A 20,052-nucleotide genomic window follows, 5' to 3' on the forward strand; every position below is an offset into this window, starting at 1 on the left:
GCATTAATTATTCTGTGCTCCTGCATCGATCCAGCAGGTAATAATTGCTTTTTGCATGGCTGTAAAAGTGGTATCACGGGGCATTGTTCCATTTGCTACTGCGTTGCGAATGGCTGCCCGTGAATTGAATATCTGCGAATAAGTTGTCAATTCGCCTGGGCCACTGGTGCTGCCAGCTGCATGACAACCGCTTTTTGCACAACTGGATATCATTAAAGGCTTCACGGTAGTTGAAAATGTAGTGGTGAAAGAGCCACAATCTACTTCCCCGGGATTAAGATTATCGGTCCCCTTTTTCTTACATGCAATTACCAGTATTATAACAATACATACTAAACCAAAAAAAAATTTCATATAAAATGTTTTAATAGAATTTACTAATCTTATGCAGCTGCGTAATACGTCAAAACTCAACTTTAAGGTTGAGAACCGGAATAATACCCAGATCTGTTACTGTCGGGTCAAGATGTATGATATTCCTTGGGTCAACGTTGGGTTCTACTTCAAGAACATTTTCCCGGTTAGTGATGTTTTGTACATCCAACGACAATATCCACGAATAACTCCGGTTATTTTTTCTGAACTTTAAACCGGCATCAAATCGCATATATCGAGACATATGCTGACTATACGTTTCCTCTGGTGGAAAAAACAGATAAGTTTTTCCACTATTATCGGTAGCCACCCGACCAGGTGAATAACGGAAGCCACCATGGGAAGTAGCTCTTACATTAATGCTGAACGTATTTTGTTTAAGTGCACCTGTATTGAAGTCCTTACCAGCCAGTGCATTCACCAGATAGTTAGTGTTAAAACGGGTGTTATATGTTTGACCATTGGCCGGTTTGTACTTTGAATCGAACACGCTGCCAGAGAGCAGGAAATAGTAATTTTTTGAAAAGAATTTTTCCACAGTAATCTCAATGCCTTTATTATATCCCTTTCCCTTGCTTGCATAAGCTGTGTCTGTCAAGCCATACAGGTTGTTAATAGTGGAAATAATACTTCCGGGATTGTCGACAACAGGAATATGATATAAGTACTGGTAATATATCTCTGCCTTTAATTTAAGGTTCTTTGAAAGCATTTTTTCATATCCAAGTACATAGTGCATGGCTTTCGTAAGCTTCAAATCCAGGTTGGGTTGAGTGATTGCGCCGCCAGGTTCTTTTATCCTGGTAAAATACATAGAGATGGGTTCAATTCTTGAATGCATACCAAAGCCAAAACTCAAAAAGCTGTTGCTTCCTGTATTCAATTTTCCGCCGAGCCGTGGCTCAATGGCGTATTTATGATTCAGTAAAAAGCTGGTTGCATGAAGACCACTATTGATCTCAAAGTTTGGGGACAGGTGGTACTTCCATTGAAAAAATCCTTCTATCGACCCAGTATTGCCATGCTGGTCCAGGAACACCTGACTAACGCGATTCTGGTCATAGTTCATTCCATAAATGGAAAAGAAAAAATGGCTGTAGGTCATACCTACCCTGACAACGCTGCCGGAATTAAATTTATGGTTCACTGAAGTGGTGAATCGAATGGTGGGATAGCTATAACGGCTGCTGTCTTTAGGCCAAAAGTGATAATTATTGTCCAGTTCCTTGCTTGTCAAACGATCTGATTGATAGGAAAGTGCAAGCGTTGATTTAAGATAGGTTTTTTTATTTGGCAACAACAGTGTATGCTTTACACCCATCACTCCAATCAGATGGCGTTCAACTTTGTCGAGCTGTGTGCCTGGGTCCCGGCGCCACATCATTGAATCATTGGAGCTGTAATAACCTGTTTTACTGATACCGCCGATACCAAAGATAGAAAATTCACCTGCCTTCCGGGTAGGGAAATTGATATGCATACTGAAGTCCTGAAATACTGGTGATTTCTGGTTGTCTGGCAGGTGGATGATTCCTCCTTCGCTCAGGAACTGAAGGTTGCCATAACGATAGTTCAGCAAGTAGGAGCTTTTTTTACTTTTTGATATCGGCCCTTCTAATGAAGCCTCGGAACCTATCACACCCACTTGCAGACCATATTCGGCTTTGTCGGAATTTCCTTTGCGCAAATTAAGATCCATGATACCAGCCAGCGCATTTCCATATTCGGCAGGGAAGGCGCCTGTAAAAAAATCAAAATTTGAAAGCATACCTGCACCGACTATGCTGAACAGGCCGCCGGCATCTCCCTGTCCCCTGCTAAAATGGTTGGGAGCCGGGATTTCTATGCCCTCCAGCTTCCATAATAATCCGCCGGGAGCATTGCCACGAATAATGATGTTATTCCTGCCATTTCCGCCTGATAATACTCCGGCCAGGGCACTTACCATGCGTGCCGGATCATTGTACCCCGCAGCATATCTGGACGCATCTTCCGGGGTAACCACATGCGCACTGACCGTTGCCATTGAATTTAATGCGCGGTTCCTGCTTTGACCCTGGCTAACGACCACTTCCCGCAAGGTTTTAACCGATTCCTGGAGTTCGATCGTCAGAAATGTTTCTTTGCCTGAAACAACTATAATATCCGCAGCTAGTTGTTCCTGGTAACCAATAGAAGAAAACTGCAGGCTTTGTCGTCCTACAGGAATTTCCAGTAGAAAAAAGCCATTACTATCGGTAATGGCGCCCCTTGCCATTGAGGCATTTAAAACAGTGATACTTACATTTGCCAGGGGCGAATGGCTTTCTTTATCCACTACTTTTCCCTTAATAACCTGTATCAGCCCGGGTAGATCTGTTCTTTTTGTGGATGCAGGGGGGCTCTTTGAAAGCAGGACCATGTTATCTATCACACGGTATTTAATGCCCTTTTCAGCAAACAGCAGGGATAGTACTTTTTCTATAGAATGATTTTTGAAATGGATCGATACGCGACTTTCTTTTAACAAAGGCACGAGCTCCAGACTATATGAAAAGCGATACCCGGAATGCTGCTGAATAGAATCCAACGCAGATATAAGCGGTACATTGTTCAGATCTAGTGTAATGCGTTCGTTTTGTGCAAGAGCAGGTACTGTTGTGGCAAAGAATAGAAGAAGGCTCTGCAAAGTAGCTGCACCTATCCATCGGCTTTTTTTCATACTTTTGTTTGGATTTAGTCAATAATGCTTGGACGCTTTGTTGATGAAATTATAATAGCCGGTAAATATGCTCGTAACATATTACCGGTTTTTTATTTTCTGGTGATCAATATTTCATTTCCCTGGATCTGGTAACGTATAGGAGCAACAAAACACAGCATATCCATGACTTCCGTTACTTTTTTTCTCTTGGAGAAAGTGAAATTATATCCGATGGTGTCGGTTACAGAGGGATCAATCGAAAAATGTACCTGGTATAATTCAGATAATTTGTTGACAATAGTATTAAGACTGGCGGCCCCCAGCGTTATCTGCCCATGTCGCCAGCTGGTGTAAGCATCGGTATTTACATTTTGCACCGTTAGCTTGTGAGCGCCTTTTTCAAAGCGGGCGATTTGCCCCGGTACAAGCACTGCAAGCTTATTTCCTACACTGTCGTCAATAGCGATTTTTCCCCTTATTAATACAGCTTCGGCCTGGCTTTCTCCGGGATAAGCCTGAACATTGAAGCTGGTGCCTAATACTTTAATACTTATGTTCGAGGTGTGTATTATAAAAGGATGGGATGAATCATGAGTTACATCAAAATACGCTTCACCTTGTAGCGATACGGTCCGTGTACCATTTAGGAATTGACGGGGATATGATATGGTACTATTGCTATTCAACCATATCCGGGTTCCATCACTCAGCACTACCAGCTTGCTGCTGTCTGTATGCTTTACCGAAGCGGTGAGCCAGGCTTCAGTGTTTTTATTAAAATGATGCTGCCCTAGGAAGAACCAGGCAACAGCCATTGCAACTATGAGTATCGCGGCATAACGGCCCCATTGCAGGTATATTTTCTTCCTATGTTGCCCGCCTTTACGCCGAATATTTTCAGTAAGGATGGCGAGGGCTCTGGCCAGTTGCTCCTCCGAGCCGAAATATTCTATCCTGGAAGCATACCATAATACCCGGGTTTCATAAAATAGATGACGATTTTGTTCAGAAGCCTTTAGCCAGGATTCAAATAACTGCTTCTCTTCCGGAGAACAGGTACCTTGCAGATACCTGATCATTATTAGTTCGTTAAGCTGTTCGTTCATCTTATACGGCTTTTCTACCTGTTATAAGACAGTTGACCTCACAAAAACCTCCATACCTCCGGCAAAAAAAAATTGCGGAGGTCAGAAATTATAAGAAACTCATTAACAGCGCTTTGAGATGAAGAAGTGTTTTCCGTAATGTTTTCAAGGCATGATTAATATGCTTTTCAACAGTGCTGACCGAAATACTCATCATTTCGCCGATCTCTTTGTTTCTGTAATCATCGAGGTAACTTAATTTGAACACCTCCCGGCATTTGTCCGGGAGACTTTCTATTGCCTGGTGGACCTCCTCCCTTAATTCATTATTATATAATTTGTGAATGACCGGATTCTTATCAGGATCGCATAGAAGGGCTTCCTGAATTTTTAATGTATATTCAATTTCCTGTTGCTTGCCATGTCGCATTTTTAAACGGCTCAGGGTATTAAGAGAACGATTATAAACTGATTTGAACAAGTAGGCCTTAACTGAGGTATGAATGTTAATTGTATCTCTGTTTTGCCAGGTTTGGAGAAAAACATCCTGAACAACGTCTTCCGCGGTGGTATCTCCTACCAATAAACCCGCATAAGCTCTCAATGCGGCATAATGTTCCCTGAACAACTGATTAAAGCTTTCTATTTCTCCCTTAAATGGCGATTGATAACTCATTTCCATATCCAGACAGTATTGAATATACTAATTAGCACATACAAATTTTACTATAAGATACCCTTGGGACTATAAACGCCTGATTGCCTTACAGGCGTACCCGTTACGGGAAGGCCGAGAAAGGACAGAGATGCCGGGCCTCGGTCGGGCCAGGGTTCGTTGGCCAGCAGCATCCGTCCGCGGGCGTCATAGGTGAAAAGCACGTCAGCATGCCGCTGCATCAGCGCTGCTGTCGTCAGGTCATTCATCGGGTCCATGACTGCAAGTTATCCCAATTAATAATTATCTTTCTAAAAATCCCATCACACCATAAGCAAAATAATGTGCCTGTTAACAGATATGCTTTTCTTCGTGAGTGCTTATCACAGCTTTCTTTATTTTCGGGTGGAATTCCACTTTTCTTCAATTTGCAGAACGATCAGAAACAACTACAACTACAAATAAAGGAGCAGGAAGGAAAGCTATCTTATATAACGGATTTACTTTCCTTCAGTCAAATAGCGCCTGCCGATTTCCGGGAAATGAAAACGGAGTACAGCAGTAAACCTGAAAAGCCGGAAGCAAAATTAAGCAGGTTTGACCAAGACCAGGTAAATATTAGCGGCCTTCCGGACAAGGGAATGAACAACCATTTAAAGCTGGATTATGCGTATGAAACCGGGGATATTGAAAAGAAGCGGGAAGTAATTAGTTCGACGCCTCCAGAATAACTTTTGACGGATTTTCATTTCGAACTAATCTCATCAATGAAGCGATACGCTTGATATATGTACGGGACAAGGATTTGGGCTAAAATAAAAAAGGACAAAACGGGAATAATTCCATTTTGTCCTTTCTAAGTCGGGACGACTGGAAACATTTCGAACTTTTTAATGAAAGATTTGGCCGTAATTGATCTTTTCTGCATGCAAGCGGACACAATAGTCCCTGGATGAAGTGGTCGAAGCAATTTCAAATCGCAATAATGGATAGCTCACGATCATTTGTAAAAGGGTGATCCCATCTCACGGCTGGCCTCTTCTACAGTATCTCCATCAAAAATTTTCACCGTCAGACTGGCATTTGCATTTTTCGCTTGTTGCGCATATAACCCGGTAGCAAACTCCCTTGCGTTTTCTTCAGAGTCGAATTCGTAAAACCCACCTATGGTGTGTGTGCCAATGCCCAAAAGCCATGTTTTCGCTACCAATCCTTTCACTTCTTTAAGTTGTTCATTCACCATACTCCATAATTCCTTGGTAAACTGCGGAACAACAGTTTGAAATTCTCCATAGAGAAAAACCCTTCTGATTGAATTACTCATTATATTTTTTTTGCTGTTAAATGATAAAACAAAAGTAGGAGAAGGATTAGCCGCAAATGTTGTCATATGACAACATTTCAGAGCTTTGCTTTCAATTTACTGAGTGTGGAGTTTGTCATGCCTAAATAAGAAGCCACAGCCTTACTGGAAATCCTTGTCAGCAGCAAAGGTTCATGTTCCAATACCCATTTCAGCTTATCTGTTCCATCCATGCCAAGAAAACTGTAGATCCGCATCTGAGCATGGATAAAGGCAAATTCAATCGTCTTATTATAAAACAATCTAAATTGAGCATATCTTTCGGTCAGATTAAAAAACGATGCTTTGTCAATAACCATGAGCTCTGAAGGTTCGTGCGAAATAAGTATATCTCTCGAAGGTTTTTGTGTAATTAAACTTGTAATTGAAGTAATGAAACTGTTTTCGAAAGCGAAATAGGCAGTTATCTCATTTCCTTTTTTATCAATTTCATATAATCTCAGACAGCCTTTATTAATAAAATAAAAATGTCCACAAATACTTCCCTCCCGCTCTATTACCTGGTTGCGGCGAACCTTTATAAACTTAAAAGCTCTGGCCACCTCTTCTGACTCCTCTTCATTTAGTAGTGTATTCTTTTTAAGAAAATCCTGAAGTGGTAAGCTATTCATAATTTAAAAAATTTCTTCTAAAAAAATGCAAAGGAAAAAATGAAGGTATTCTTATCTAAAGATAGTCAAAGTGTTAAGAAAGGGTCATTTGTAAGTTAAGTATTGAAACTGTGTTAACCGGGCAATGGCGACAAACATTATATGCCGTTGACCCATCAAGTCGGTTTTATACCTAAGCAGGGAGGGAGGATCAAGGGATCAAGTTGAAAACCTGGGGGAAGTTGAAAGATGATTTTAAACAAAAATGGGAATAGTCGGACCTATTTAGTCGCATCTATTCCCATTTGTATATTTGTCGGGGCGGCAGGATTCGAACCTGCGACCTCCTGCTCCCAAAGCAGGCGCGATACCGGGCTACGCTACGCCCCGTCTCCGACCTTTTGTAGCGGGATGCAAATGTAGGAAATAAAAGTTCACAAAAACAAATCCTGTGAAAAAATTTTAGCAAAATAAATTTCCGGCAACAAATACACATCTCTAGAAACAGCCACCACATTACTTATTAACCGGATCCCCGGATAATATATCCTTCACTGTTAGTCCGGGCAACAACCGGAATACGGGGATATTTATCGCATATTTCCCGCACAAATCTTTGATGCTGCGATCTATCTGTTCCGCTGAATACCTTGAGGAGAAGTGCCCCAGGATGAGTTGTTGCACAGAAATCTGGCTGATCATTTCCATTACTTCTTCCAGTTTACTGTGCTTATTTTTATGGGCAATCATTTTCACGTCTCCCTCGCTGGCCAAAAAAGTGGCTTCATGTATCAGTATGCCCGACTGATCCCATCGTTGCAGATCTGCTACGGGTGTATCGCCGGAATACCCTACCAGGTTAGTCCTTACCTCCATGGTAGTGCTTTCCTTGCCTTTGTCCATGATGAGCTGTTTAAGTGCCGATGCCGGCAAACCAGCCAGCTCCGGTTTTACTTTCTGCTTTACCTGCATCACTTTATAACTCAGACTTCTGATGATATTTTTGTCGGTGGTTACATGTTCATTGCGGACAGGTACCACCACCAGGTCTTCTTTCACCCATATTTCGTCACCAGGAGCAACGGCCTTCCATTGTACACCTGTCGTATTTGGATCAAATCTTTTTAAGAATTCTTCCATGGCCGGAAACGATTTGCTATCGCGTGGATAGCAGATCACTGGAAAACCATCCCTTGCATTTAACTGGTTAAGTTGCAATAATCCGGTCAGGTGATCCCGGTCGGCATGCGAAATAAAAACATAATTAATTTTCCTGCTCTTCTGTAATAATGCGGCTGTTAGTCCATCACCTGCATCCATTAAAATACCCAGTTCTTCTAAAAGATACCAGGTAGAAAACAATGCAGTAGAGTATCCTGATATTGTTAATTTCATCTGTCAGCTATTGTTATATTATAAAGATAGATATATTACAGTAAACCCTCTCTATAAAGACTTATCTCAAATCTGATCTGGTATAAATAAACAAAACTGAATCTGTTTTAATTCGCATTAAAGTTTGAATTTTACCATCGCTAAATTCATACTTTATCATGAAAATTATCAACGGCACAACCGAAGACATCGACATCATATTCAGCTTGTATGATGCGGGCACCATCCTGCAAAAAAAAGTTGCCCAGAAGCACTGGCTGGGATTTGACAGGACACTGATAGAAAATGAAATCTGTGAAAAAAGATTGTGGAAGATCGTAGCAGACAACCAGATTGTATGCGTTTTTTCCATTGCTTTTGAAGATCCCTTTATCTGGAAAGAAAAGGATAAAGATCCGGCCATTTATATTCACCGTATAGCCACCCATCCTGATTTCCGGGGTAATGGTTACGTGAAAAGTATAGTGGACTGGGCTAAAGTTTATGCAGCAGAGAATAGGAAAGAGTTTATCAGAATGGATACAGGAAGTGGCAACAACAAACTGAATGATTACTATGTAAGCTGCGGATTCAATTACCTGGGTATTGTCGCTACCGGCGATGCACCGGAACTGCCAGCGCACTACAAGGGTGGCACTTCCAGCTTATTTGAAATACCATTGTAATAAACCGGAGGTGCCTGTTATTGCCTCCGGTTTATTATTTCTTTACTGCTGCACAAATTTAAATTTCTGCGCATTAGAAGTGTTGCTGCTCCAGATCTCTATCTTGGTACCATTTGCGGTATTGTTACTGTATACATCAAGCGAAGACCCTGTTGCCACCAGGGGTTTTACGTTATAGTATCCACCACCGGCACTAATGATTTGCCATTGTTGTGCAGTACTCCCGTTATCAGTAGCAATATCTACCTGTGTACCATTGGCAGTTCCTCCGCCATTTACATTCAATGCTTTGGTAAGCGCATGCAGCGGCTGTAATTTGTAATTGCCACTGCCAATGCTCGTTACTTTCCATTGTTGATTATTCGTAGATGGCGAATTATTACTCCATAATTCTACTTTGGTTCCATCGGCGGTGCCGCTTGCGGTTACATCCAGTAAGCTGGTATTATTGGTAGCGGAAATAATTTTATAAGTAGCTCCCGAAATAATGCCACCACTTGTGCTGCCTCCAAAATAGAAATCAATTTCGCCGTTGCTGGTGCTGCTGTTTACAATTACGCTGTTATTACCGGAAGGTGTGGTAATGGGTCCACCGGAAACTGACCAGTTAAAAGTAGCTGGTGGCGTGCCTGTACGCGTGGTCAGCTTTATGTTGTTCATGCTTACAAACGGATCATTGGGCCACTGGGTAATATCATTGGTATATGCTTCCCAGCATTCTATCACACCCGTGGCTTCTGTAGGACGTGTTACCGTTACATCTGCTGCGGGATATCCGGTAAATGATTCCTTATATACCCAGTTGGTGCCATCGTTGGAAATGTAGGTAATAACCCCTTGCAATGCAGTGCCTGGAGATACATTTACGTATTGTCCGTGAAAATAATTACCTGCTAAAAAATACCAGTTGGCAATGGCATAAAATGCACCGCCTGCAGTCCCTCCCCACATCAACACTGGTTGCAGTGCACCACCATCAATACCATTCCACAAAAAGGTGGTGGCTGTGCTGCTGGCTTGTTGCGGTACACCGGGAACAATCCAGTTAGTAGAAAAAGATTTGATGTTGCTGGCTGCTGCCACTACCGTATAGCCGGGGTAGTTAGTCCCGTCAACAGCAGCTGCTGATGCCATGCGTTCAGTGCCTGTGCTGACCGGGCTTTTAAATTTCGCCGCATATTTATACGGATTAGTGGCGGTTAACTCCTCTTTTGACAATGCGCCGATGTCCTGTATCACTTTTCCAGAAGCTATTTCCACCTTTTGCAACCGCCCGTTTGTTATCCTGGCAGTGGTTTTATTATCCACTTCAAATACATGATCAGCAGACACCATACCATAAGGAGTTTGTACCATTTTGTCCGGTGGGGCCTTCATTTTTTCATTGGTGTTGGAGCTGGTCTGATCTTTTTTGCAGGAAGCCATGATACAGGCAATACTCAGCGTGGCGGCGGCCAGCCGGAATAATTGATTTTTTTTCATTGTTTGGAATTTTTGGTTTTTACAATAAATAAATGCTGGTAGCCAGCATTATTAATGCGCTATTCATAACAGGGTCATAGTTATTGGTTGGTTAATTAAATAGCAAAAAGATACGGGCACAATAATTTCTCATTGCACTGTTTTGAATGGTTAATGTAAATGGGAAAACTGATTCATGAGTGCTGGTTTGGATAGTGCCTTTTTGTTGTTCACCGGGCCTTTCATCTATTTTGGGTTGCTCCTGGGGATGTCGCTTCATTGCTGCGTTGTAGTGCTCCCCACTTTTCATGTGATTATAAATCTACATTAAATGTGTTGAATTTACAAGGGCCACTAGAAAATACTTATCGTATTCATCCTAACCATTTCTATATCATCGCCCCAAAATAAAAGACAGCTTATTTTCATTCCGTTCTTTTTCCGGTTCATCCCCCTTTTTTTCCGGTTCATTTACTTTCTCCTGCGCCCACCTGCCTCCGCGATTGATATTTGTTCTCCATTACGCAAAAAATAATCAGATGGCAATGAAGTATAGAACAGCTTACAGCAATATATTACCCGGACTGATGATAGCAGGCTTACTATCGGCTGCACTTTATGGTTGCAGCGCCAGCGCCGGATCAGATGCCGCCGCAGCAGCGGCGCCAGAGCTGCCTGTTATCACACTGGATACCACCAGCGCAATCACCAGCAGCGAATATTCCGCTATGCTGGAAGGCAAGGTAAATGTAGATATACGTACACAGGTAGATGGTTATCTTGATAAAATATTTGTAGACGAAGGTAGCTTTGTAAAAGCCGGTCAATCCCTTTTCCAGATAAATGACCGCCCTTACCGGGAACAACTGAATAAGGATATGGCAAACCTGCATGCGATGGAGTCGTCTGTCACGGCGGCAGAACTGGAAGTAGACAAGGTAAAACCGCTGGTAGCAAATAAAGTAGTGGCCGAAATGCAATTAAAAACGGCCATGGCCACTTTGCAAACAGCCAAAGCCAATGTAGAGCAGGCCAGGGCTGCCGTTGCCGCCTCACAAATCAATGTTGGGTTTACACTGGTGAAAGCCCCCGTAAGCGGTTACATTGGCCGTATACCCAAAAGAGTAGGTAACCTTGTTGGAAAAGCAGACGCCTCCCCGCTCACCACCTTGTCTGATATCAGTGAAGTATATGCCTATTTTTCTATGAGCGAAAACGACTTCATGAATTTCAGCAAAGGCGCTTCCGGCAATACGCTGCAACAGCAACTACATCAGCTACGCCCCGTTACACTGATATTATCCAACGGCGATATATTTCAGCAGAAAGGACGTATTGAAATGGTAGATGGCCAATTTAATAAATCCACAGCGGCTATCAGCTTGCGCGCTACGTTCCCGAATCCCACCGCCACACTACGTTCTGGCAATACCGGGAAAGTGAAAATAGAACAACTCTATACCGGTATCATCCAGGTACCACAATCTGCCACCCTGGAAATGCAGAACAAGGTATTTGTATACGAACTGGGTGACAGCAACATTGTTAAACGGCGGATAATACAACTCGCAGGCAGCAATGGCGATCAATTCATTGTAAAAGATGGGCTGAAACGTGGCGATAAAATAGTTACTGCCGGCATCGAAACCCTGATGGAAGGCATCCCGGTAATACCTGCCGGTACCAGGACAGACACCGCACAAACACAAAGAAAATAAGTGCGCAGCTCCGCTGCACAAAAAGATACTGAGTTATGCTGAATAAAATAATACAACGTCCCGTACTCGCTACGGTGATATCCGTTATCCTGGTGATCCTGGGGCTGGTAGGCCTTTCCCGCCTGCCCATTACCCAGTTCCCCGACATTGCACCACCCAGCGTAGTGGTAAGCGCCTCCTTTCCCGGCGGTAATGCCGCCACGGTATTGCGTGCGGTAGTAACCCCACTGGAAGAAGCCATCAACGGCGTGGAGAATATGACTTATATCCAGTCGAATGCCGGCAATGATGGCGTAGGCTCCGTCACCGTTTACTTTAAGCTGGGAACAGATCCTGACCAGGCGGCTGTAAATGTGCAGAACCGGGTATCACAGGTAACCAGCCAGCTTCCCGCAGAAGTAGTGCAGGCCGGCATCACTACCACCAAACAGCAGAGTGGTATGATCATGATCCTGGATGTTTACAGCGAGGATAAAAATAAATATGATGAGGCGTTCCTCCAGAACTTCACTAAGATCAATGTAATTCCGGAAATCAAACGTATCCCGGGGGTAGGCCAGGCGCAAATCTTTGGCGCCAAAGACTATGCCATGCGGGTATGGCTGAAACCCGCACAGCTGTCCGCGTACAACGTTACGCCGGCAGAAGTGATGGCGGCCATCCGTGACCAGAGCGTAGAAGCTGCGCCGGGTAAATTCGGAGAAGGCACCGATGAACCATTATCCTATGTGATCAATTACAAAGGGAAATTCAACCTGCCCGAACAGTTTGAAAAAATAGTGATCCGCGCAGCTCCTGATGGCTCCGTACTATACCTGAAAGACCTAGCCCGCATAGAACTGGGATCCGCCAACTATACCACCGACAACCGTGTAAACGGAAAGGATGCGGTAACGATGGCCATCTTTCAGACCAATGGCTCCAACGCCAACGCCATACAAACAGCTATTAAAACGGTGATGGACAAAGCGGCCAAAACATTCCCCAAAGGAATAAAATACGATGTAACGATGAGTACGAAGGAACAACTGGATGTATCCATCAACCAGGTAAAGTCTACCCTGGTGGAAGCATTCATCCTGGTATTTGTGATCGTATTCCTGTTCCTGCAGGACTTCAGATCCACCCTGATTCCGGCGATCGCTGTTCCGGTATCATTGGTTGGTACTTTCTTCTTCCTGCTGATGATGGGTTTCTCTATCAACATGCTCACCCTGTTTGCCCTGGTACTGGCCATTGGTATTGTGGTGGATGATGCGATTGTGGTAGTGGAAGCAGTACACAGTAAAATGGAACGTACACATCTGCCGGCAAAGGCAGCCACCATATCAGCGATGAGTGAAATCACCGGCGCCATTGTATCTATTACACTCGTGATGGCAGCAGTATTTTTGCCTGTTGGTTTCATGGAAGGCCCTACCGGCGTATTTTACCGGCAGTTCGCCTTTACACTGGCCATCGCCATCCTGATATCCGCATTAAATGCGCTGACGCTGAGTCCTGCGCTCTGCGCACTGTTCCTGAAAAACACCCATGCAGGTGAAGATGGCAGCGAACATGCGAAACAGGGATTTGCGGGCAGGTTCTTCACGGCATTCAATACCAGTTTCCAAACCATGACCAATAAATACACCCGTGGTGTAAAATGGTTGATCGCACATAAATGGGTGAGCATGGGCGCGCTGACACTCATCACCGCTGCTACGGCGTGGATGATGCTGACAACCCCCAAAGGTTTTATCCCGAATGAAGATGGCAGCTTTGTGGCATTTTCTCTGTCGCTTCCTGCTGGTGCAGGACTGGATCGTACTACCCAGGTATTACGTAAGGCAGATAGTGTCCTGAAAGATATGCCCATGATAGCATCCACCACCAGCATCTCCGGGTATAATATTCTTAGTAATGGCGCCAGCCCCGCGTATGCCATGGGTTTCGTAAAACTAAAGCCCATTAAAGAACGTGGTAAAATGCAGCAGATAGATGGCATCGTGGGGCTGTTAAATCAACAGCTGGGCACTATTAAAGAAGGTACGTTCAGCGTGTTTACCTTCCCCACAGTACCCGGATTTGGTACGTTCAGCGGACTTGAACTCGTATTACAGGATCGTACCGGCGGATCAATGGAAAAATTCAGTGAAACCGCCAACAAGTTTATTGGTGAAATGATGCAGACACCGGAGATAGGCGCCGCCTTTACCATGTTCAAAGCAGACTTCCCGCAATACGAAATATTAGTGGATGCGGTGAAAGCCAAACAACTGGGTGTTAGCATCAGTGACCTGATGACGACCTTACAGACCTATTACGGCAGTAACCAGGCAAACGACTTTAACCGCTTCGGTAAATACTACCGGGTGATGGTACAGGCTACTCCTGAATCCCGGAATAACGCCGCCAGCCTGGAAGGCATTTTTGTAAAAAATGACCAGGCGCAGATGGTGCCTGTAAACAGTATCATTACACTTAAGAAAATGTATGGACCGGAGATGATGAACCGCTATAATCTCTTCAACTCCATCAGCGTTAACGCCATGCCTAAACCAGGGTATAGTACTGGTGATGCCATCAAGGCGGTAGAAAAGTTAGCCGCTACCAAACTCCCTGCCGGATTCAGTTTCGAGTGGACAGGATTGAGCAGGGAAGAAACTACTTCCGGCAACCAGATGGTGATGATATTTGCCCTGGCCATCGTTTTTGTGTACTTCCTGCTGGCAGCACAATACGAAAGCTACCTGTTGCCACTTGCCGTATTATCATCCATTCCTACGGGCATACTGGGCGTGTTCCTGGCTATCCGGATGGCGGGCATAGAAAACAATATTTATGTACAGGTAGGACTGGTGATGCTGATAGGTCTGCTGGCTAAAAATGCCATCCTGATCGTGGAGTTTGCGGTACAACGCCGCCATGCCGGTAAGCCGCTGTTGTCCGCTGCACTGGAAGCCGCGAAACTGAGGTTGCGACCTATCATCATGACATCGCTGGCTTTTGTGGCAGGTCTGATTCCGCTGATGACGGTAAAAGGTCCTTCTGCACTGGGTAACCACTCTATCAGTATTGGTACCGCCGGCGGTATGCTATCCGGTGTCATACTCGGTGTATTCGTCATCCCGGTGTTGTTCGTCATCTTCCAGTTTTTACAGGAGAAAGTATCCGGTAAAAAACAGGTGACGGTACATGAACCGGCGATGGCAGCAACAACCGTTTAATCTTCATCTCCCAAAACAGAAAAAAAATGAACAAGCATATATCACTTTTCCTGACCGTAGCTATGTTTGGCAGCATAGTTACGGCCTGCAGGGTGGGCAAAGATTACAGCAGACCGGCCACCACTTTACCCGAACAATATCGCAACGCCACGTTGCCGGCCGACAGTAACAATATTGGTCTCCTACCAGTGAAAACATTTTTCACAGACCCGGTATTGCAAACACTGATCGATAGCGCCATGGCACGCAACTTTGATTTGCAGGTGGCATTGAAAAACGTGGCAGCTGCCGCACAATCGGCCAAAGCAGCCCGCGCAGGCGCCTTACCGGAACTCAACCTTCAGGTGCAGGCTAATCGTAACTGGCCGTCTAAAAACAGCTTAAATGGCTCTTTATCGGAACAGTACATGGGCACCAAGTACATGGACGACTATAACGCTAACCTGGGACTTAGCTGGGAAGTGGTAGCCTGGGGAAAAATCAGCCGGCTGAAAGAAGCAGCGCTGGCTTCCTACCTGCAAACAGCAGAAGCATCGAAAGCAGTACAAACCCGCATTGTGAGTGATGTGGCGCAGGGATATTACAACCTGCTCATGCTGGATACACAAAGAGAAATAGCCGCTAAAAACCTGGCCCTGACAGACAGTACACTGCAAATTATGCAACTGCAATTTACTTCCGGACAAATCAATACGCTGGCCATTGAGCAAACACAGGCCCAGCGACAGGTAGCTACAGCCCTGCTACCGAAAATAGAGCAGGAAATCATCCTGCAGGAAAATGCACTGCAAATACTTACCGGCAACCTGCCGGGCGGCATTGCCCGCAGCAGCCGGCTGGAAGCAGTACATTTTGATTTGCCTTTATCGGCAGGCATTCCGGCAGCTATATTAACACAACGGCCCGATGTACATGCCGCGGAACTGGCAGTGCAGGCAGCCAATGCCCGCACCGGTGCTGCCCGCGCCAGCATGTACCCGGCATTGAATATCACCGCCAGTGCAGGCGTCAACTCATTTAAAGCAAGTAATTGGTTAAATATACCAGGCAGCCTTTTTGAAACAGTAGGCGGCAGTCTTACACAGCCCATCTTCCAACGGAGGAAATTAAAAACAGACTGGGAAACAGCGAAAATAGAATGGGAGAAATCAGCACTTGAATTTAAAAAATCAGTGCTCACCGCCGTAGGAGAAGTGTCTGACGCATTGGTAAAAATAGACAAGCTGCAATCGCAGCATGCGATCACGCAGGTGCGGGTAGAAAAGCTGCAAAGCGCTACCCGGAATGCCAGCCTGCTGTTTCAAAGTGGTATGGCTACCTACCTGGAAGTCATCACCGCCCAAAGCAATGTATTACAAAGTGAACTAGACCTGGCAGCCCTGCAGCGCGACCGCCTGAGCGCAACAGTTGACCTCTACCGCTCATTGGGTGGAGGCTGGAAGTAAGAAGTACCACCGAATTATTTATATTTAAGCGTGGCTGTACTGCTTACTAAATACAAACAATGAATCACTACCAAAACAAACAAACAAAATTATTCAACAGGTATTACAGGATATTCATCATTCCCATGATATTTCTCCTGTACTTCCTGTTGTCTTACCTGGTAAATCCATACAGTAAATACTGGACGGCAATACATACCAGGAGCTGGAAGGACCTGCTGATTGAATGGTCGGTGATGATGCTCGTGTGTGGATTGATTACGGAATTCAGCCTCATCTCTGCCCGGTGGATGGATAAACGGATACCCTGGGAAAAATGGCCATTAAAACGATTCATTGCACAGTTATTTTGCCAGGTCATTTCTGTTTTCCTGTTATTAACCATCCTCACAGTAGTACTTAGCTTTTTATTCGGCCCACCACCGGATTTAAAAGAAAACGGGCCGGATAAACTAGACGAATGGCAGTTTGTGTTTGTATGTGTCATGATGTCTATTCTGATCAGCGCGGTACAAACCGGGAACTACCTGCTGCAACGCTGGAAAACATCCATGCTGGAAGCCGCCGAATTAAAACTCAACGCGGCAGAACTGAAACAGATTGCTATGCAGGCAGAGTTGCAATCGCTGAAACTGCAGCTGGACCCACATTTCATGTTCAACAATTTCAGTACACTGTCGGCACTCATTGAAGAAGATAAAAGTACTGCACTGTCATTTCTCGAAAATCTGTCGAGGGTGTACCGCTACATGATCATCAACCTCAATAACGATATCATTACCCTGCGGGAAGAATTGAAGTTTATACAGGCCTTTGCTTTTCTCATAAAAATCCGTCACGGGGAAAATGTAGATATACAAACCGATATTCCGGAAGCCATTAATTCCAGGGGCATTCCGCCAATCACCCTGCAACTGCTGATCGAAAATGCTATCAAACATAATGTGGCATCCACGGCACAACCTTTACATATTCGTATTTACCTCGATGACGCTGGTAAATTAACCGTCAGCAATAATATACAGCTCATCCCGACCAACATTCCGTCAACCAAACTGGGCCTGGAGAATATCCGGAACCGGTATCGACTACTGTCTGATCTGTCCACAGAAATTAAAGAAGAAAACGGACAGTTTATGGTGATACTGCCTTTACTTGATTTTTAAAAACTAACTGTCATGCGCGTTGTGATTATTGAAGATGAGAAACCAAACGCTACCCGCTTAAAAAATATCCTGTTGGATATTTCACCTGCTATCATCATAGAAGCAACCCTGGATACTGTTTCTGCCAGCGTAGACTGGTTTAAGCAACATCCCCATCCCGATGTGGCATTGATGGATATACGCCTGGCAGATGGCTTGTCTTTCGACATTTTTCCGCAGGTAGAACTTTCCTGTCCTGTTATCTTCACCACCGCCTACGATGAATACGCGATCCGCGCATTTAAAGTAAACAGTGTGGATTACCTGCTGAAACCTATTGAAAAAGATGATCTGCAACAGGCGCTGGAAGGCATTAAAAAACACGCGCCACAACCTGGTCCCACGGAAATGGTGCAACAGTTACTTCAGTTTTTTAAACAAAAAGAAGTTACCTACCGCACCCGGTTTATGTTGCCATTCCGTGATGGTTATAAAACCGTGTTGGTAGATGATGTTGACTTTATATTTTATGCATTCAACGTGACTCACCTCGTGCTGAAAGATAAAACCCAGGTGGCCCTCACACAAACCATGGATGAACTGGAAGAACAATTGGATCCTAATCAGTTTTTCCGCGCTAACCGCCAGCATATTATCAACATCAGCGGTATCGATAACATACAAAACTATTTCAACGGCAAGCTGAAAATCAAGCTTAAACGCGACCCGGAAAGAGAAGTACTGGTGAGTAAGGAAAAAGTACCCTTATTTAAACAGTGGCTGGACAAGTAATTATAACCTGCTTAAAAATGCAGTTCCCAATGGAGAAAGTGTATAGCCGGGATCGTGACTGATGGTTAATCCCAGGTTCTTCAATTTTCTGACATGTAGTTTCAGCCAATCCTTTTCCATTCCTGTTTTAACGGCGAGTTCCGCCGCCTTTAATTTCGGATGATCGCGGATAACAGTTAATAGCGTGGTTGTCCATTCGCCCTGTTTGCTGTACTGATCCAACCGGGTCAACCTGTTGCGAAGTAACTCAAAAGCTTCGGGTGTCAGTACAGTTTGTTCCCGCAGGGATATGCGCGGATCCTCCGCATGATAACGAACCTCAATTTTATAAATATCTCCTTCGGGAACAGATTGCAATAATTTCAGCAAGTCAGCCACCTGTGCAAATCCCGCCGCCATTGCATCTTTTTTCGTGATGGCCGTTAAGCTAACGGTGCTTACTTTTCCTATACGGACAACTCCCACCGCTGTCTTTACTTCGCTGTTTTCCTTCACCGAGAGCTTCTTCCATCTGCGAAAGGCGAGGGAGATTTCTCCGGATTTTATTCCGTCAAGATGTGTTTGTTTAAACAGCATATGTTTTGAGATAATCCGTTAAGGAAGTCCTTTTCCGTTGCAATAATACTTCGAGTGTATCGTCGGTATGAGAAAATTCGCCGGTTTTAATTCCCGCGGCCATGCTGACCAGTAAATTAATGATTCCCGGTGGTAAGTGGAAGGTCGTTAATGCACTGCGGTAGGTATCCTCAGTGATATCTACATAGTCTAAAGCGGTTCCCTTCTGCGCAGACAGTATTGCGGCGATGTCATGAAAACTGTACGCCTGTTCACCGGTGATTTCATATATTTTGCGCTCATAACCGTTATGAAGTATCACCTGCGCTAATGCCGCCGCAATATCCAGCCGGGATACAAAACTTACTTTACCGTTTCCGGCGGGGTAGTAAATGGCACCCTCTTCCAGGGCATTACCAATGAACTCCGGGATAGCTTCCATATACAGACTATTGCGAAAAAAAGTATAGGGGATACCCGTTTTCCGGATGGCATTTTCGGTTTGCAATGACTGTTGCGTTGACAGACAAAAAGCGTTGGGCCGGGGATCAACACTGCTGGTATAAATGATACGTTTTACCCCTTGTTGGTGTGCAGCCATTACCACATTATATTCCTGTTCAATTCCTGTAGCGCCTATACTGGTGGTGGATATCTGCAATAATTGCTGTACTCCCTGTAATGCCTGCTGCAATGAATGTTTATCATCGTAGCTCGCCTTGCGCACCTGCACACCCGCCTCTTGAAGTTCCAGTACCTTAGCCGGATCACGCACAATGGCGATGAGCTGGGTGGGTGCGACCTGTTGTAGCAGGTGGTGGATTGTTGCTTTTCCTAGTTTCCCATTAGCGCCCGTTATTGCTATCATATACTTTTTCCAACAAAGCTATGACAGCTTAGCACCTCAAAATAGAAC

At 44.5% G+C, this 20,052-nt stretch carries 17 protein-coding genes and 1 tRNA gene; 7 read left to right on the forward strand and 11 right to left on the reverse strand.

Features of this window, described 5'->3' with window-relative positions; genetic code table 11:
- Positions 1 to 3: 3 nt before the first annotated feature.
- The 4 genes from AC1DCV_RS11175 to AC1DCV_RS11190 form a co-directional block, all read right to left on the reverse strand.
- On the reverse strand, positions 4 to 354 hold the full coding sequence (locus AC1DCV_RS11175) for a hypothetical protein (protein WP_079469635.1): 351 nt from the start codon (positions 352 to 354) through the stop codon (positions 4 to 6).
- Positions 355 to 403: 49 nt separating this feature from the next.
- Complete coding sequence (locus AC1DCV_RS11180; RefSeq protein ID WP_477023261.1) at positions 404 to 3,076, reverse strand: carboxypeptidase-like regulatory domain-containing protein; 2,673 nt, start codon at positions 3,074 to 3,076, stop codon at positions 404 to 406.
- Between the two features lie 92 nt (positions 3,077 to 3,168).
- Positions 3,169 to 4,164: a FecR family protein gene (locus tag AC1DCV_RS11185; RefSeq protein ID WP_477023262.1), complete on the reverse strand. Its 996-nt coding sequence runs from the start codon at positions 4,162 to 4,164 to the stop codon at positions 3,169 to 3,171.
- An 88-nt stretch (positions 4,165 to 4,252) separates the two neighbouring features.
- Positions 4,253 to 4,825, reverse strand: coding sequence for an RNA polymerase sigma-70 factor (locus AC1DCV_RS11190; protein WP_477023263.1), 573 nt, complete (start codon positions 4,823 to 4,825; stop codon positions 4,253 to 4,255).
- A gap of 203 nt (positions 4,826 to 5,028) precedes the next feature.
- Between AC1DCV_RS11190 and AC1DCV_RS11195 the strand changes: the two genes are divergently transcribed.
- Positions 5,029 to 5,529 (forward strand): hypothetical protein, encoded by a 501-nt coding sequence (locus AC1DCV_RS11195; RefSeq protein WP_477023264.1) that lies wholly within the window; start codon positions 5,029 to 5,031, stop codon positions 5,527 to 5,529.
- Positions 5,530 to 5,798: 269 nt separating this feature from the next.
- On the opposite strand, the gene AC1DCV_RS11200 is transcribed toward AC1DCV_RS11195, so the two are convergent.
- The 4 genes from AC1DCV_RS11200 to AC1DCV_RS11215 all read right to left on the reverse strand — a co-directional run bounded on the left by AC1DCV_RS11200 (position 5,799) and on the right by AC1DCV_RS11215 (position 8,146).
- On the reverse strand, positions 5,799 to 6,122 hold the full coding sequence (locus AC1DCV_RS11200; RefSeq protein WP_477023265.1) for a YdhR family protein: 324 nt from the start codon (positions 6,120 to 6,122) through the stop codon (positions 5,799 to 5,801).
- 77 nt (positions 6,123 to 6,199) lie between these two features.
- Positions 6,200 to 6,772 (reverse strand): Crp/Fnr family transcriptional regulator, encoded by a 573-nt coding sequence (locus AC1DCV_RS11205; protein ID WP_477023266.1) that lies wholly within the window; start codon positions 6,770 to 6,772, stop codon positions 6,200 to 6,202.
- Positions 6,773 to 7,067: 295 nt separating this feature from the next.
- Positions 7,068 to 7,141: transfer RNA gene (locus AC1DCV_RS11210), tRNA-Pro, on the reverse strand.
- 126 nt (positions 7,142 to 7,267) lie between these two features.
- Positions 7,268 to 8,146, reverse strand: coding sequence for an MBL fold metallo-hydrolase (locus AC1DCV_RS11215; RefSeq protein WP_477023267.1), 879 nt, complete (start codon positions 8,144 to 8,146; stop codon positions 7,268 to 7,270).
- 158 nt (positions 8,147 to 8,304) lie between these two features.
- On the opposite strand from AC1DCV_RS11215, the gene AC1DCV_RS11220 reads away from it, so the two are divergent.
- A complete protein-coding gene (locus tag AC1DCV_RS11220) occupies positions 8,305 to 8,811 on the forward strand; it encodes a GNAT family N-acetyltransferase (protein WP_477023268.1) in 507 nt (168 codons plus the stop codon).
- Positions 8,812 to 8,853: 42 nt separating this feature from the next.
- On the opposite strand, the gene AC1DCV_RS11225 is transcribed toward AC1DCV_RS11220, so the two are convergent.
- On the reverse strand, positions 8,854 to 10,293 hold the full coding sequence (locus AC1DCV_RS11225) for an RICIN domain-containing protein (RefSeq protein ID WP_477023269.1): 1,440 nt from the start codon (positions 10,291 to 10,293) through the stop codon (positions 8,854 to 8,856).
- Positions 10,294 to 10,817: 524 nt separating this feature from the next.
- On the opposite strand from AC1DCV_RS11225, the gene AC1DCV_RS11230 reads away from it, so the two are divergent.
- The 5 genes from AC1DCV_RS11230 to AC1DCV_RS11250 are packed head-to-tail and all read left to right on the forward strand — an operon-like array spanning position 10,818 to position 18,581.
- Positions 10,818 to 11,990, forward strand: coding sequence for an efflux RND transporter periplasmic adaptor subunit (locus AC1DCV_RS11230; RefSeq protein ID WP_477023270.1), 1,173 nt, complete (start codon positions 10,818 to 10,820; stop codon positions 11,988 to 11,990).
- Between the two features lie 35 nt (positions 11,991 to 12,025).
- Complete coding sequence (locus AC1DCV_RS11235; RefSeq protein WP_477023271.1) at positions 12,026 to 15,199, forward strand: efflux RND transporter permease subunit; 3,174 nt, start codon at positions 12,026 to 12,028, stop codon at positions 15,197 to 15,199.
- Positions 15,200 to 15,225: 26 nt separating this feature from the next.
- Positions 15,226 to 16,644 carry an efflux transporter outer membrane subunit gene (locus AC1DCV_RS11240; RefSeq protein ID WP_477023272.1) on the forward strand — a complete coding sequence of 473 codons (1,419 nt, stop codon included), beginning with the start codon at positions 15,226 to 15,228 and terminating at the stop codon, positions 16,642 to 16,644.
- A 59-nt stretch (positions 16,645 to 16,703) separates the two neighbouring features.
- Entirely contained in the window at positions 16,704 to 17,810 is a 1,107-nt protein-coding gene (locus tag AC1DCV_RS11245) for a sensor histidine kinase (RefSeq protein ID WP_477023273.1), read from the forward strand.
- A 12-nt stretch (positions 17,811 to 17,822) separates the two neighbouring features.
- The gene (locus tag AC1DCV_RS11250; RefSeq protein WP_477023274.1) at positions 17,823 to 18,581 is read left to right on the forward strand and encodes a LytR/AlgR family response regulator transcription factor; all 759 of its coding nucleotides are present in this window, start codon (positions 17,823 to 17,825) and stop codon (positions 18,579 to 18,581) included.
- On the opposite strand, the gene AC1DCV_RS11255 is transcribed toward AC1DCV_RS11250, so the two are convergent.
- Together AC1DCV_RS11255 and AC1DCV_RS11260 are read right to left on the reverse strand one after the other, a co-directional pair.
- Positions 18,582 to 19,157 (reverse strand): ASCH domain-containing protein, encoded by a 576-nt coding sequence (locus tag AC1DCV_RS11255; protein ID WP_477023275.1) that lies wholly within the window; start codon positions 19,155 to 19,157, stop codon positions 18,582 to 18,584. It lies immediately after the preceding gene.
- Positions 19,147 to 20,004, reverse strand: coding sequence for an SDR family oxidoreductase (locus AC1DCV_RS11260; RefSeq protein ID WP_477023276.1), 858 nt, complete (start codon positions 20,002 to 20,004; stop codon positions 19,147 to 19,149). The genes AC1DCV_RS11255 and AC1DCV_RS11260 overlap by 11 nt, the downstream gene beginning before the upstream one ends.
- Positions 20,005 to 20,052 lie beyond the last annotated feature (48 nt).

The organism is Chitinophaga sp. 10T418 (assembly GCF_056394125.1).